This window comes from Xanthomonas sp. NCPPB 1325, assembly GCF_041477645.2.
In the GTDB taxonomy this organism is placed as follows: domain Bacteria; phylum Pseudomonadota; class Gammaproteobacteria; order Xanthomonadales; family Xanthomonadaceae; genus Xanthomonas; species Xanthomonas cannabis.
Window position 1 is genome coordinate 4,738,188 of the sequence record NZ_CM192985.1, and the last position, 13,893, is coordinate 4,752,080.

The 13,893-nt window shown below is 66.2% G+C and carries 12 protein-coding genes; 4 read left to right on the top strand and 8 right to left on the bottom strand.

From position 1 onward, the window contains the following. Positions 1 to 74 precede the first annotated feature (74 nt). Positions 75 to 1,547, top strand: a complete 1,473-nt coding sequence (locus tag ACCQ10_RS20060) for a mannitol dehydrogenase family protein (protein WP_372361698.1) — start codon at positions 75 to 77, stop codon at positions 1,545 to 1,547. Positions 1,548 to 1,747: 200 nt separating this feature from the next. On the opposite strand, the gene ACCQ10_RS20065 is transcribed toward ACCQ10_RS20060, so the two are convergent. Both ACCQ10_RS20065 and ACCQ10_RS20070 read right to left on the bottom strand, forming a co-directional pair. After that, positions 1,748 to 2,137 carry a bleomycin resistance protein gene (locus ACCQ10_RS20065; RefSeq protein ID WP_372363183.1) on the bottom strand — a complete coding sequence of 130 codons (390 nt, stop codon included), beginning with the start codon at positions 2,135 to 2,137 and terminating at the stop codon, positions 1,748 to 1,750. Between the two features lie 120 nt (positions 2,138 to 2,257). Beyond that, positions 2,258 to 2,680, bottom strand: a complete 423-nt coding sequence (locus ACCQ10_RS20070; protein WP_372361699.1) for a hypothetical protein — start codon at positions 2,678 to 2,680, stop codon at positions 2,258 to 2,260. Positions 2,681 to 2,910: 230 nt separating this feature from the next. Between ACCQ10_RS20070 and ACCQ10_RS20075 the strand changes: the two genes are divergently transcribed. Beyond that, positions 2,911 to 3,069 (top strand): DUF2256 domain-containing protein, encoded by a 159-nt coding sequence (locus ACCQ10_RS20075; protein WP_372361700.1) that lies wholly within the window; start codon positions 2,911 to 2,913, stop codon positions 3,067 to 3,069. Between the two features lie 218 nt (positions 3,070 to 3,287). Here ACCQ10_RS20075 and ACCQ10_RS20080 read toward each other — a convergent pair whose 3' ends face one another. Then, positions 3,288 to 4,256: a DNA-binding protein gene (locus ACCQ10_RS20080; protein ID WP_372361701.1), complete on the bottom strand. Its 969-nt coding sequence runs from the start codon at positions 4,254 to 4,256 to the stop codon at positions 3,288 to 3,290. A 328-nt stretch (positions 4,257 to 4,584) separates the two neighbouring features. On the opposite strand from ACCQ10_RS20080, the gene ACCQ10_RS20085 reads away from it, so the two are divergent. After that, positions 4,585 to 5,622, top strand: a complete 1,038-nt coding sequence (locus ACCQ10_RS20085; protein ID WP_372361702.1) for a Kelch repeat-containing protein — start codon at positions 4,585 to 4,587, stop codon at positions 5,620 to 5,622. 94 nt (positions 5,623 to 5,716) lie between these two features. Then, positions 5,717 to 6,067 (top strand): hypothetical protein, encoded by a 351-nt coding sequence (locus ACCQ10_RS20090; protein ID WP_372361703.1) that lies wholly within the window; start codon positions 5,717 to 5,719, stop codon positions 6,065 to 6,067. A gap of 123 nt (positions 6,068 to 6,190) precedes the next feature. Here the strand turns inward: ACCQ10_RS20090 and ACCQ10_RS20095 are convergent, their stop codons facing one another. From ACCQ10_RS20095 to ACCQ10_RS20115, 5 genes are all read right to left on the bottom strand, one after another. Then, complete coding sequence (locus ACCQ10_RS20095; RefSeq protein ID WP_372361704.1) at positions 6,191 to 7,237, bottom strand: SMP-30/gluconolactonase/LRE family protein; 1,047 nt, start codon at positions 7,235 to 7,237, stop codon at positions 6,191 to 6,193. Between the two features lie 78 nt (positions 7,238 to 7,315). Further along, a complete protein-coding gene (locus ACCQ10_RS20100) occupies positions 7,316 to 8,485 on the bottom strand; it encodes an endo-1,4-beta-xylanase (RefSeq protein WP_372361705.1) in 1,170 nt (389 codons plus the stop codon). Between the two features lie 61 nt (positions 8,486 to 8,546). Beyond that, positions 8,547 to 11,258, bottom strand: coding sequence for a beta-galactosidase GalB (gene galB, locus ACCQ10_RS20105; protein ID WP_372361706.1), 2,712 nt, complete (start codon positions 11,256 to 11,258; stop codon positions 8,547 to 8,549). Between the two features lie 163 nt (positions 11,259 to 11,421). Further along, positions 11,422 to 12,843: a glucuronate isomerase gene (uxaC, locus tag ACCQ10_RS20110; RefSeq protein ID WP_372361707.1), complete on the bottom strand. Its 1,422-nt coding sequence runs from the start codon at positions 12,841 to 12,843 to the stop codon at positions 11,422 to 11,424. Positions 12,844 to 12,896: 53 nt separating this feature from the next. Then, positions 12,897 to 13,889: an endo-1,4-beta-xylanase gene (locus tag ACCQ10_RS20115; protein WP_372361708.1), complete on the bottom strand. Its 993-nt coding sequence runs from the start codon at positions 13,887 to 13,889 to the stop codon at positions 12,897 to 12,899. Positions 13,890 to 13,893: the final 4 nt, after the last annotated feature.

Below are 13,893 nucleotides of genomic sequence, written 5' to 3' on the forward strand. Positions count from 1 at the left end.
CTCCGGGAGAGGGGTTGGGGTGAGGGTAAGGCCACCAAGCAAACTTGCAGCACCCCACGATTAAAAGAAACCCCATGCCAATCCCCACGCTCTCCATCGCAGCGCTCGCTCACCTACCCACCCCCGTTCTCACCCCAAGCTACGACCTAAAACACGCGACCATCGGTATCGTGCATCTGGGCGCAGGCGCCTTCCATCGCGCGCACCAGGCCGTCTATATCGACGACCTACTCGCCGAAGACCCCACCTGGGCCATCTGCGCCGTCTCCTTGCATAGCCCGCACGTGCGCGATGCGCTGCGTCCCCAAGATGGGCTTTACACCCTGGCCTTGCTCGACGAACACCCGCAACGACGTGTCATCGGCGCCATCCGCGAAGTCCTCTGCGCCGCCGACGAACAACCTGCCGTGCTCGCACGCCTGGCCGACCCTGCCGTCCGCCTGGTCACGCTCACCGTCACCGAAAAAGGCTATTGCCTGGCCGGCGACACGCTCGACCTGACCCATCCCGACATCGTCCACGACATCGCCCACCCCGCAGCGCCCCGCAGCGCCATCGGCTATCTCGTCGCGGGGCTGCAGCAGCGTATGCGCAACGGCACCGCGCCATTCACTACGCTCAGCTGCGACAACCTGGCCGACAACGGCGTGCTGCTGCAGCGCGGCGTGGTGCGGCTCGCGGAACAGCATGACCGCGCGCTTGCGGCGTGGATCGCGCAACACGTTGCCTTCCCGCGCTCGATGGTGGACAGCATCACGCCCGCTACCGATGACGCGCTGCGCGCGCACGTGCAAGACCAGCTGGGTGTGCACGACGCCTGGCCGATCCAGCGCGAGCGTTATAGCCAATGGGTGATCGAAGATCGTTTCTGCAGCGGCCGCCCTGCATTCGAACGCGCAGGCGTCACCCTGAGCGAGGACATCGCCGGCTACGCGCGCGCCAAGCTGCGCCTGCTCAACGCACCGCATTCCGCGCTGGCGTATCTCGGCAGCCTGCTACACCTGGAGACGGTCGCCGACGCCATGCGTCACCCTGAACTTGCGGCCTTCGTCGAGACGCTGATGCGCCACGACATCGCCCCCACCCTGCAGCCCATGCCGGGCTTCGACCCACAGCACTACATCGACGCCATCCTGGCCCGCTTCCGCAACCCCGCCATCCGCCACCTGCTCGCCCAGATCGCCTGGGACGGCTCGCAGAAGATTCAGGTGCGGCTGCTGGGCACGATCGGCGATGCGCTGGCCGCCGGGCGCCCGATCGACCGCGTATGCCTGCCGGTCGCCGCCTGGTTGCATTTCGTGCGCAGGCAGGCATGCATTGGCGTGGCGCTGGTGGACCCCTTGAACGATGCCCTGGGCGCGCTTGGACGCGCAGCCACTGGCGATGCCGCCGCTGATGTCGCGCGTTTTCTCACGCTGGATGCGGTGTTTGGCACGCTGGCTGCAGATTCGCGCTTCGCCGATGCGCTGGCGAAAGCCTATCTCGCCTTGGGTGATGCCACACCGGGCCAAGTGGCGACCGTGCTTGCCTCGCTGGAGGCCGGTTGAGCGACGTTGCATCCTGGCAACGGTGGCTGATGTGTGTGCTGCGCACGACACATGCCGCGCCGCGCAGGAGCGGCCCACCTGCCATCGGTGCGCCTCTCCACCACGCGTAGAGACGCCCGATGGTTCCTGCGTGCCGCTGCGCGCTCGACGTGCGTGCTGCCGCAGACCTGGCTGACACAGCCCGACGATTGCGGCGCGTGTCAGCGACCGGCAATGACCTGCCCGATCCGCAGCAGGTTGCCGCTCTCGTCCACGATCGCAAATTCGCGCATGCCCCAGGGCTTGTCGGCAAGCGGGTCGATGCGCGGGATGCCTTGCGCCGGGAGCCCTGCCGCCTGCAGTGCGGCGTAGACCTCATCCACGTTGCCCACCCGCAGGTAACAGCCCGCATAGCACGTGGCCGGGTCGAGATCCGGATGCGCAAAGAAATGCAGCTCCACCGCGCCACGTCGCAAGATTGCATAGCCCGCATCATGCGGATGCGCATCGCCTTCGAAGCCCAGTCGGCGATAGAAGGTCAGGGTCTGCGCAATCGCGCGGCTGGGCAGGATCGGAATGGTCTGGTCGGCGGCGTTGGCCTGGGCATTCATCATCGACTCGTCGGTAGCGGGATCGGGGCACACGCCGCTACGGTACTCCTTGGACACACGAGCCGCTTGGATCCGTGTACATCGCAGACCTCAGCAGCCCGGGCAACGGCTTGCGCCCGATCACGCTGCGCGGCCGCCATGCAGCGCGGCGGGCTTGTTGAACAGACGGATCAACACCACGACGAGCAGAACCACAAAGCTGAACTCCCAGACGTAGAACGCGGCGCCCACGTGGTCGATCATGACCTGATGGCCCGCCTCGTTCTTGTCGAACCGGGTTGCGCGAAAGGTATCCAGTCCGATCATGCAGGCCGCCACCAACAGGGCCGCCGCCATCTTGTCCACCTTGAGGCCATAGCAGAGCCACGCCAGCCAATACAGCGGGTTACTCATCCAGGCGATGCACTGGCCGTCGACCACCTGCATCCAGCCGAGCAGCAGGATGACAAAGCCCCCCAGGTGTTCATCGCCGCCATGCAATGCAGGAAGGCAAAGCGCAACAACGTATAGCAGGGCCGACAACGCGAGCAGAAAACGCTTCACAAGCATCCTTGTTTGAGTCTGGCCTGTGTGCGCTCGCGCGTCTGTCACTTCAGACGGCGTCCGCAACAGCCACGGGTGTCCACTATAGACACTCGCTGCAGACTTTTGCGCGGTGCGCCGCTGCTCCTGACGGCATCAGCGGCAGATTGGGATGGCAGGGGCTTCGACCGGGCGCGTCGCCATGACATGCTTGAGCCCCAACCATCCATTCCCCAGAATCTGGCCTCGACATGGCAACTCCCAAGAAGCAGAACCTGCCGGAAAAGGTCTGCGTGCAATGCGGACGGCCGTTCTATTGGCGCAAGAAGTGGGAGAAGGTCTGGGACGAGGTGAAATATTGTTCGGATCGATGCCGCGGCGATCGCAAGCGGCAACGCACGTCGCCTTAGCTCGCCTGCCAGCATGCGTGCCTGGCCTGTACGGGACGGTCGACGCAGCGATGGCGCGCACCAAATCTCTGTAGCACTGCGCCGAAGCCCTCGCCGCATGCCGGACCAAGACTTGCTCCGTCTGCAAAATGCTTTCGCCGTGCACGATGCAGGTACGCCGCGTCAGCACTCCCAGCGCCGACGCGGCATGACCAGATGGCGGAGTGTGCCGCCTGCGGTTATTTCTTCGTCGCCGCCTTCTTCGCGGCGCCCGATGTGCCCGCACGCTTGGTGGTTCGCTTGCTGGCAACCGCCATGTTGTCCACCAGGTTGGGATAGGGCCGGCCCGCCGCCTTGGCACGCTTCCTGGCCTGGGACTTCTGTGCGGGAGACAGCGATGTGGACCGCGATGCGCTCTTGGGGTTGGGCGTTTTCCAGGGTGCAGACTTCTTGGCGGCGGCTTTTTTGACGGCCTTCGCGGACGTAGCACTCTTCCTGGCAGTGCTGCGTTGCGCCGACGTCTTCTTGGCCGCATGTGTTCCGGCCGACGTCTTCCTGGCCGTTGTCCTTGCCGTGGTCGTGGAAGCACGCTTGGTGCCGGGCGCGCCCCGCGAGGCCACCTTTTTTACGGCTGTCTTTCTTGCCGACACCTTCTTGGCGCCCGACTTCCTGGCCGGCTTGTTCGTTGCTGCCTTCTTCGTCGCTGCCTTCTTGGTTGCTGCCTTCTTCGTTGCTGGTTTCTTTGTGGCAGCTTTGCGCGCTGGCGTCTTTTTCGTCACCGACGACCTTGCGCCACGTGTCTTCGACGTCTTCTTGGCAGCCGTTTTCGAGGCGCCACCTGCACGTGTGGAGGCGCCGGCCTTCTTGCTCGCCCCTGCGTCCAGACCCTGGAGCAGACGTGCGGCCCAGCGCTGGCCTGCATCGCCGCCCCACAGCAGCCAGGCGATGTAGCCGGCCGAGGGCGCCTTGGCATCTGCCCAGCCTTTGCCGTTCTTGTCGACGCTGTGTCTGGCGAAGTAGGAATGCATGCGGCGAACGGTCTGTGCAGACAGCGACTTCTGCGCGGAGAGATCCCGCGCACGCGCCACGCCAATTGCGGTGCCGCCGCGCCCATGCTGCTCGCGCAGGCGCAGGCCGCGCGCAGCGGCAGCAGCCACTGCCTTGGGTGGAGCGGTTTGCAGAACCTGCTTTGCTTGAGTGATGGCCACACACATCTCCGGGTCGATTTACCGTAGTGTTCGCAAGCGCGGTTCTGCTGTACGTGAAGAGCTCGCAGGCACCGGTCCGCATGTGGCATGCGGGCGAACGGCTTGCGGCGCAGCGCATCGCCGGTCTTCCAGGTGGAACGCTGGACCAAGCCATGTTGCTGGACGAAGTGGAACAGCTGGGCTCCTGCATCGTGGAGGCTGGTCGCACATGCCGCGATGCGTGCAACTCGCCACGCACACACTGCTACCGGATCAGGCTGCTTGTGCAGCTGGATCGTGCGGCCGCTGTCGCTACACTGGTCTGCCATGGTCACTGGCAGAGCACTTCATGCGACTGTTGAACATCACGCTCCGCGCGGGGCTGCTCGCCGCGACCATTGGCTGCATGCCTGTGCTCGGCATCGCGGCCGAACACGCTACGCCTGCCAAGACCGCCGCGCCAACGCCGCAGTGGCACCCGGTCGCCACACATGGCAAACCGCATGCGCGCCACGAGAACAGCCTGGTCGCCATTGGTGAGCGGCTGTATCTGATCGGTGGACGCGACCAGCGCCCGCTGGAGATCTTCGATACCCGCACACGTCGCTGGTCGCAAGGCAGCGCACCGCCGCTGATGGTCAGTCACGCGCAGGCGGTGGTATCTGCAGGCAAGTTGTATTTCGTCGGCGGCTTCACCGGCGACTACCCGGAAGAAGCGTCGCTGACCCACCTGCTGATCTACGATCCGCAAACCGACACGTGGCAGACAGGTCCGGAAATCCCGCAGCATCGGCGTCGCGGCGCCGCAGGCGCGGTCGCGCATGCCGGCGTGCTGTACCTGGTCGGCGGCAATACGCGCGGGCACATGAGCGGCTACGTGCCGTGGCTGGATGCCTTCGATACCAGGACCCAGCAGTGGACACAGCTGGCCGACGCGCCGCGCGCGCGCGACCATTTCCATGCGGCCGTGATCGACGGAAAGCTATATGCCGCCGGTGGACGCAGGTCGGCCCACGAGAGTGGCAACACCCTGGCGCAGACGATTGCGGAAGTGGACATCTACGACATTCAACGCGGCACCTGGTCCGTTGCGCCGGCCGCGTTGCCAACGCAGCGGGCCGGCACCAGTGCCATTGCACGCAACGGCAGGCTGCTGATCATCGGCGGCGAGAGCCTGCGGCAGGTCAAGGCGCATGACGAGGTGGAAGCCTACGACCCGCAGCGCGCCGCCTGGACAACGCTGCCAGCGCTACCGCAGGGACGCCATGGCACGCAGGCCGCAGCCGTCGATGGCAGCCTGTATCTGGCTGCCGGCAGCGCCAACCGCGGCGGTGGCCCGGAGCTGGAGGATCTGCTGATGCTGGACGCGAAAACCGAGGCAGACTAACCATGGCATGCATGGGCGGCAAGGCGAGAGCACCAAGCAAATGCGCGCGCCTCGGTCGTGCGCAGGAGGAGCAGATGCTGGATGCGTTGAACCCATGACACCGCCGCCCATGTCTGCGGTGCTCTTGCTTGGGCTGATCGCGACGTTTGTTGGCTGGCTCTGTTGGCGCTATTTCTGGCGGCGCCATGCTCGTCCAGTGAGTGTATCGGCAGCGGTGTTTGCCGCGTTCATGGCGGTGCTCTTTGCATGCTTTCCAGGAGTACTGCTGATTCAGGCGCTGGCCACCGGCGAGGTTCAGTGCCTTGGCCGGCGCTGCGGTGAACTTCACTATGCGTTGCTGACCGAACCAGTGGGCTATTGGTTGCGGGTTGTGCTGCTTGCGCTGGCATGCGCGTTTGCGCTGTCGTCAACACCAGTCATTCGCCTGCATCAGCGCAAACGCTGACGTGTCAGTCGTGCCGCGTTGGAGCGACGCTCATTGCCAGCGCAGCCGGGGTCATGAGCGCTTTTGCGTGGCCCCCCTCGATGCGGACAGGCATCGCGTACCTGGCCGCCGCAGCGGTGCCTGTCAGTTGCTTTGACGCACGAACTGCAGCCCCAACGCCTTGACGCGCACGCGCGCCAACATCGCATGCGAGGTCATGTAGAGCGTGTGGCCGTCGTTGCCGAAGGCGCAGTTGGAGATGGCTTCGCCGGTCTCGATGCGCCCCAGGCGCTGGCCGGCCGGGTTGAATACGATGACTCCGCCCGGGCCGGTGGCGAACAGGTGGCCGTCGGCAGAGACCGCCATGCCGTCGGGCAGGCCAGGCGCGTCCTTGGCCACCAGATCCGAGGCATCGGCGAACACGCGCTTGCCGGTGACGGCGCCCTGGGTGTCGAGTGCATACGCCATCCAGATCGGTCGCTCCGGGTCGGAGTTGGATACGTACAAGGTGCGCTCATCGGGCGAAAGCGCGATGCCGTTGGGAAAGCTCAGGCTGTCGTCGAGCAGATGCACGCTGCCGTCGGTGTCCAGCCGGTAGACGCCGTTGAAGCGCAGCTGCTTGACCGACGAGTTGTTCAGATCCTTCAGGCCATACGGCGGATCGGTGAAGAACACCACCCCGTCGCTGCGACGCACCACATCGTTGGGACTGTTGAAGCGCTTGCCCTCGAAGCCGGTGGCCAGCGGCGTCTTCTTGCGCGTGACCGGGTCGAGCCGGGCCACGATGCGGGTGCCGGAATCGGCCAGCAACACGGTGCCGCTCGGCTCGGCGTAGAGCCCGTTGGCACCGGCCTCGCGCAGTGTGGCCTGCTCCGGGCCGGTATAGCCGGACGGCGACAGCAACACCGACAGGCCGGCCTGTTCGGACCAGCGATACAGCTTGTTTTCCGGCACGTCGGTAAACAGCAGGTAGCCTCCGTCGCGCACCCATGCCGGGCCTTCGGACCAGGTGAACCCCTCGGTGAGCTTTTCGATACGCGCATCGCTGGCAACCACATCGGCGAAGCTGCGGTCGAAGGTGTCCACATGCCCGATGGCCGGGAAGCGCGGCGGCGGCGGATCCTTCCTGGCGCAGGCGGCGACGATCGCCAGCAACGGAACAGCCAACAACAGATAGGGCGGCAAGCGCATCGGAGGGTCCGGACAATCAGGTGGGTCCATCATGCCATCAAGCGCGTGCAAGGTCCCTGCGCGCGCTGGCAGACGCGACTAGGGAGCGGCGGAGGCCGGCACTGCCAGCACCGCCTCCAGTGCCGGTTTGGGCTGGTGGTTGCGGTCGAACAGCAATGGGTAATTGGTGCGGCCAGGCACGGGGTAATCGTTCTTCCACGACATGCCGTCGCTCACGCCCCAGACGCTGACGCGGGCGAGCTTGTCGCGCTTGCGCCAGAACAGCGCGAACAGTTCGGCGTAACGATCGCGCAACTGCGCCTGCACCTGCGGCGGCAGGCCATCGCGGTAGGGGTCAAGGAAGCGCTTGAACTCTGGCAACTGGAACTGCGCGTGCGCAAGCCCGGTGCCGATGACCTGGCCTTCGCGGGTGAGCGGCAGCACGTCCACGTCGAGCTCGGTGATCATGACCTTGATGCCGAGCGCGGCGTAGGCGTCGATGGCGTCCTCGATATCACGCAGGCTGGGGTAATTGAGCCCCCAATGCCCCTGCATGCCGACGCCATCGATACGGATGCCGGCCTGCTGCAGCATCTTGACCATGCGCACGATGCCCTCGCGCTTGGCCGGCCGCCAGGCATTGAAGTCGTTGTAGTAGAGCTCCGCATCCGGTGCGTAACGCTGCGCGAAGGCGAAGGCATTGCGCACCGCCGTGTCGCCGTCGCCAACGCGCTGCACCCAGTTGGTCGAACGGTAGCTGCCGTCTTCGTCGATGATTTCGTTGACCACATCCCAGGCCTGCACCTTGCCGACATAACGGCCTGCCACCTGCTCGATATGTGCGCGCATGCGCTCGATCTGCGCGGCCGGGGTGTTTGCCGCGCCGCGGGTTCCCACAAAAAACCAGGCCGGGGTCTGGTTGTGCCAGACCAGCGTGTGGCCGACCACGAACAACCCGTTGCGTTGCGCATAGTCCACAAACGCATCGGCGGCGGTGAAGTCGAGTTCGCCGCGACGCGGCGCAACGACCTCGGCCTTCATCACGTTTTCCGGCGTCACCGCGTTGAAATGGCATGTCACCAACGCCGCGGAGGCGGCGTCCTTGCCGGACACGATGTCGGCATTGACGGCCGTGCCAAGCAGAAAGCCGTCGGCATACGCCAGCTTGAGCGAGGTGCCGGGCGTGTCGCAGCGCGCCAATGCCGGTGCGGCGACGAGAATGGCAGCGGTGGCGAGTGCGCGACGCAACAGGGTGATCAGGTATGGCATGGCATTGTGCCTGGTTGGAGTTCCATTGAGGTGCTGCAGCGGTTGCCTCACAGGCTCGGCCTCACTGCACGACGATCTGCGCTTGCGCGGCATCCAGACGCTCCGATTCCACGTGCAGCGTGATCGTGCCGCGCCCGCCCGGCGTGGCGCGCACGATCGCCAGGCATAGCCCGTTGAAAGCGTTGCGTTGCGCTGAGGCAAACGACTCCAGATTGGTTGCATCGCCATTGTCGGTGGCCACCAGTTCGCCCGGGCCCTCGATGCGAAACCGCAGGCGGTCGCCGGCGGTGGGCGCCGGCCGCCCGTCGCGGTCCAGCAAGCGCACGGTGACAAAGCTCAGGTCCCGGCCATCACCGTCGATGCGGTTGCGGTCCGGGCTCACCTGCATGCGCGCCGCCGGCCCGGCCGTCAGCACGCGATCGTCGGCCCAAGGCTTGCCGTGCTTGTAGGCCTGCACGCGCAATTCGCCAGGCTGGTACACCACCTCGTCCCAACGCAACCGGTACTGCAGTGCGCCCTTGCGCTTGCGCCCCTGCGAGATGCCGTTGACGAACAGCTCGGCCTCGTCGCCGGAGGTGAACACATGCACCGGTGTGACGTGGCCTTCGCGCCCGGGCCAGGTCCAGTGCGGCAGCAGATGCGCCATCGGCACCTCCGGGCGCCAGCGCGCCTGGTATAGCCAGTAGCGGTCCTTCGGAAAGCCGGCCAGATCGAAAATGCCGGAGTACGCGCTGCGCGAGCTGTAGTACGGCGTGGGCTCGCCCAGGTAGTCGAAGCCGGTCCAGACGAATTCGCCGGCGACATAAGGGTGCGTGTCCAGCGCGGCAAACACCTTGTCGGCGCTGGAACCGAAGTCCACCGCATGCAGCTCGTACGCGCTGACCTGATGCACGGCCGAATCGCCACCGCGCCCATCGCGCACCGGTGCGCTGCTGTCCGGCGTGACCGGGAACAGGTACACGCCGCGGCTGCTCAGCGCCGAGGCGGTCTCGCTGCTGAGGATGGCCTTGTGCGGAAACCGCGCATGAAACGCCGGATACTGCGGCGGCTTGCGAATGCGCTCGGTGCCTTCGAACTCGGGCGCATCACGAATGCCTTCGCCCTGGTAGTTGAGGCTGATGACATCCAGCGCCGCCGGTAGCGGCATTTCGGGCGAGGCGTAGTTCATCGCCACCGTGGCCGGGCGCGTGGGGTCTTCCTCATGCACGATGGCGTGCAGCGTGCGCGCAATCGCTGCGCCCTGCTGGCCGGTGTATTGCTCGCCGACCTCGTTGCCCACGCTCCACAGCATCACCGACGGATGGTTGCGGTCGCGCCGCAGCATCGCGCGCAGATCCGGCTCGTGCCATTGCGGAAAGACCAGATGGAAATCCAGCGGGGTCTTCTTCATTTCCCAGCTGTCGAACACTTCATCCACCACCAGCAGGCCCATGCGGTCGGTGAGCTCCAGCAGCTCCGGCGCGGGCGGGTTGTGGCTCATGCGGATGGCATTAGCGCCCATCTGCTGCAGCAACTGCAGTTGGCGCTCGGCGGCGCGCACGTTGAATGCCGCACCGAGTGCGCCGAGATCATGGTGATTGTTCACGCCGCGGATGGGCACCTGTTCGCCATTGACCAGGAGTCCCTTGTCGGCATCGAAGACGATGGCGCGGATGCCGAAAGGTGTCTCGTAGCGATCCACCAGCTGCCCGTTCTGGCGCACCTCGGTCACTGCCACATAGCGATGCGGCTGCTGGGTGGGCGGTGGGCCCCATAGGCGTGGCGCATCGATGTGCGTGGTGCCCTGCACCCGTGCGTGACCGCCGGCAGGCACCGCCACCGGCAGCGCCGCGATGTGCGCCACCGCCTCGCCGGTGCGTGAGCCGCTGGCTGCGTCGAGCACGTAGATCGCGGTGCTGACCTGCGCCTGCGCGGTGGTGGGTGCGGCGTTGTCCAGCGTCACCGCCAGTTGCACCTGTGCTGCAGCGGCCGACACCTGCGGCGTGGTCAGCTGCGTGCCCCAGTGCGCGATATGCAGCGGCGCGGTCCTGGTCAGCCACACATTGCGATACAGCCCGCCACCGGGATACCAGCGCGCCGATTCGGGCGGGTTGTCCAGCCGGATCGCCAGCTGGTTGCGGCCGCCAGCGACCAGGCAAGGCGTCAGATCCACCCGCCAGGAGCTGTAGCCATACGGCCAGCCGCCCACCAGCTGGCCATTGCACCAGACCGTGGCGTACGCCATCGCGCCATCGAGGTCGAGAAGCAGCGAGCGGCCGCGGTCGCTGGCCGGAATATCCAGCGTCTTGCGATACCAGCCGATGCCCCAGCTCGGCAACCGCCCCATGCCGCCGTACGGACCATCGACCAGAAACGGCCCGGCAATCGCCCAATCGTGCGGCAGGTCCACCAGCTGCCATGCACTGTCGTCGAACTGCGCTTGCACATAGGCCACGTTGCTGCCCGGATGGCCGGGCGGGCGTTGGTGGCGTTGTGCCGGGTCGGCGATCAGCGCATTGGCGGTCGGCAGGATCCATGGCCTGAGCACATCCTTGGCGGTGGATTGCAGCGGCTGCGCCTGATCCGGGCGCGCATCGGCCACCTTGCCGTCGTCGCTGCCGGTGACCTGGGGGCGGGCCGCATAATCGAGCACCACCGGGTTGCCTGGCGGGTCGCCACGCTGAAATCGCCATTGCGCATTGAGCGACACCCGCTCGCGCGGGGCGCCGGTCTGCGCGAGTGCGTCGAGCGCGGGCAGTGCCAGGCAGACACAGGCGAGCACGCGTCCTGTCATGCACGCCCACCTGGCCGCGATGCGCCGCGCTGCTGCAGGTGCAGGGTGTGCCACTGTCATGACGCCGGCGGCTGCCGTTGCGCGCCACTGCGTGCCGCAGCGCGCGCCGGTGCCGCTGCAATGCGCTTGCAGCCGCACGCGCACCGGCCACGCAGCGGCTGCCTCACAGCTTGTACGCCTGCTTGGGCAGCCGATACGCAAGATCCATCGCCACCTCCATCGCCTCGTCTTCCTCCAGCCGATGCTCGGCCACCAGCTTGGCCAGAAACGCACTGTCCACGCGCCGTGCCACATCGTGGCGCGCGGGTATCGACAAAAAGGCGCGGGTGTCGTCGTTGAAGCCCACGGTATTGTAGAACCCGGCACTGGGCAGGGTCTGCTCGCGAAAGCGCCACATGCCCTCCGGCGCGTCATGGAACCACCATGCCGGGCCGAGCAGCAGCGATGGGTAATGGCCGGCCAGCGGCGCCAGCTCCCGGCTGTAGCTGGTTTCGTCCAGCGTGAACACGATCAGGCGCAGACGCGGGTCGTTGCCGTAGCGATCCAGCAGCGGCTTGAGCGCATGCACGTAGTCGGTGCGCATCGGGATGTCGGCACCCTTGTCGCGCCCGTAAGTGTCGAACAACTGCCGGTTGTGATTGCGAAAACAGCCCGGGTGCAGCTGCATCACCAAGCCATCGTCCAGGCTCATCGCCGCCATCTCGGTCAGCACCTGAGCGCGGAACAACTCGGCCTCCACCGGCGTGGCTGCACCGCGCACCACCGTGTCGAATAGCCGCTGCGCCTCGGCAGGCGACAGATCTGCGGTGGCGGCGCTGGGGTGCCCGTGGTCGGTCGAGGTGGCACCGTGTGCGGCGAAGAACGCACGCCGTTGCCGGTGCGCACGCAGATAGCCGGGCCAGCTCAGCACGTCCTCGCCGGTGAGCGCGCCGAACAGCTGCAATGCACCGGCAAATTGTTCGTGTTCCGGGTCCACCACCGGGTCGGGGCGATACGCAGTCACCACCCGTCCCTGCCAGCCGCTGGCGGCAATGGCCGCATGGTGCTGCAGTGAATCCAGCGGCGATTCGGTGGTGGCGATCACCTCGATGTTGAAGCGCGTAAACAGCGCGCGTGGAAGAAAGCCCGGCGTCTGCAGCGCAGCGGTGATGTGGTCGTAGTAATGATCGGCGGTGCCGGCATCCAGCCGGATGCGCAGGTCGAAGACCTCATGGAACACATGATTGAGCCACAACGCCGATGGAGTGCCGCGCAGCAGCGCGTAGTGCTCGGCAAACACGCGCCACGCCGCGCGCGGATCCACCGGCGCGCGTGTGCCGTCGGCACGCGGAATGCCCAGCGTATCCAGGCGGATGCCCTGGCTGTACAGCATGCGGAACACGTAGTGGTCCGGCACCAACAGCAACTCGGTGGCGTTGGCGAACGGCGCATTGCCGGCGAACCACGCCGGGTCGGTGTGGCCGTGCGGGCTGATGATCGGCAGGTTGGCGATCTGCGCGTACAGCCTGCGCGCGATCGCCCGCGTGCCGGGGTCCGCCGGCAACAGGCGGTCGTCATGCAATGCGAGGGGCAAGGAAGCAGACATGGATCAGGACACCAGACAGAATGGAAAACATGCAAGGCAACCGGCGCAGCGCATCATGGCGCCGGCGTACCGGGATGGGCGGCCACGTAATCACGCAGCCAGGTCATGGCCGGCCGCTCGCTGCCGTCGCCGCGCACCAGATACGCGGCCTCCTTGTCCCGCCACAGCCCGGGCCGAAACCCCCACAGCGTGATGCCGCGCACCGCCGGGTGCTCCCAAAATGTCGGGAACACGCGCTGGTAATCGGCCAGCTGCTGCGCATCGGTGGGACCGTCCAGATCGAACTCGGTGATATAGATCGGTAGGCCGGTGGCGGCCAGCGCATCGAGATTGGCGCGGTGCACCGACATCGCCACGTTGGGCGTGGTCTCGAACGCGTGCTCCTGGATGCCGATCGCATCCACCAGGCGCTCGCGCTGCAGCAGCTGCACGATGTGCAGGTACTTCTGCGTGGCCTGCGCGCTGTTGGTGATGCTGTAGTCATTGATCATCAGCTTGGTCTGCGGAAAGTGCTGGCGCGCAAGCCGGAACGACTGCAGCACCCATTCCCAGCCGCTGGCACCATCCCCGCCCAGTGCCTGCAGGTAGTTGCCGCCGCCGGTATCGGCCTTGCTTGGCGGGTCGTTGAGCGGCTCATTGACCACTTCCAGCAGATCGATCTCCGGGTAGCGCTGCGCCACGGCGGCAAACCACTGCTCGATCTCGCGCCGCTGTTCGGCCGGGCGCAGGGTCTTGATCCATTCCGGCTGCTGGTTGCCCCACACCATCACATGCATCTGGAACGGCAGGCCGTTGGCCTTTGCGAACCGGTACGCGGTGTCCAGTGCACTCCAGTCCATCTGGTCGCGCACCGCTTCCACTGTGCCCCATTTACCGCCGTTCTCCGGAGTGAGCTTGTTCCAGTACTGTGCAAACCCCGCAGCCTGTTGCGGGCCATAGGCGCTGCCCAGAAACTTGGATGCACCGGCCGCCAACGGCGCGGCCTGCGCGCTCGGTGCGAGGCTTGCCGCCAACAACAGGGCCAGGGTGAACGGGCGCAGATGCATGATG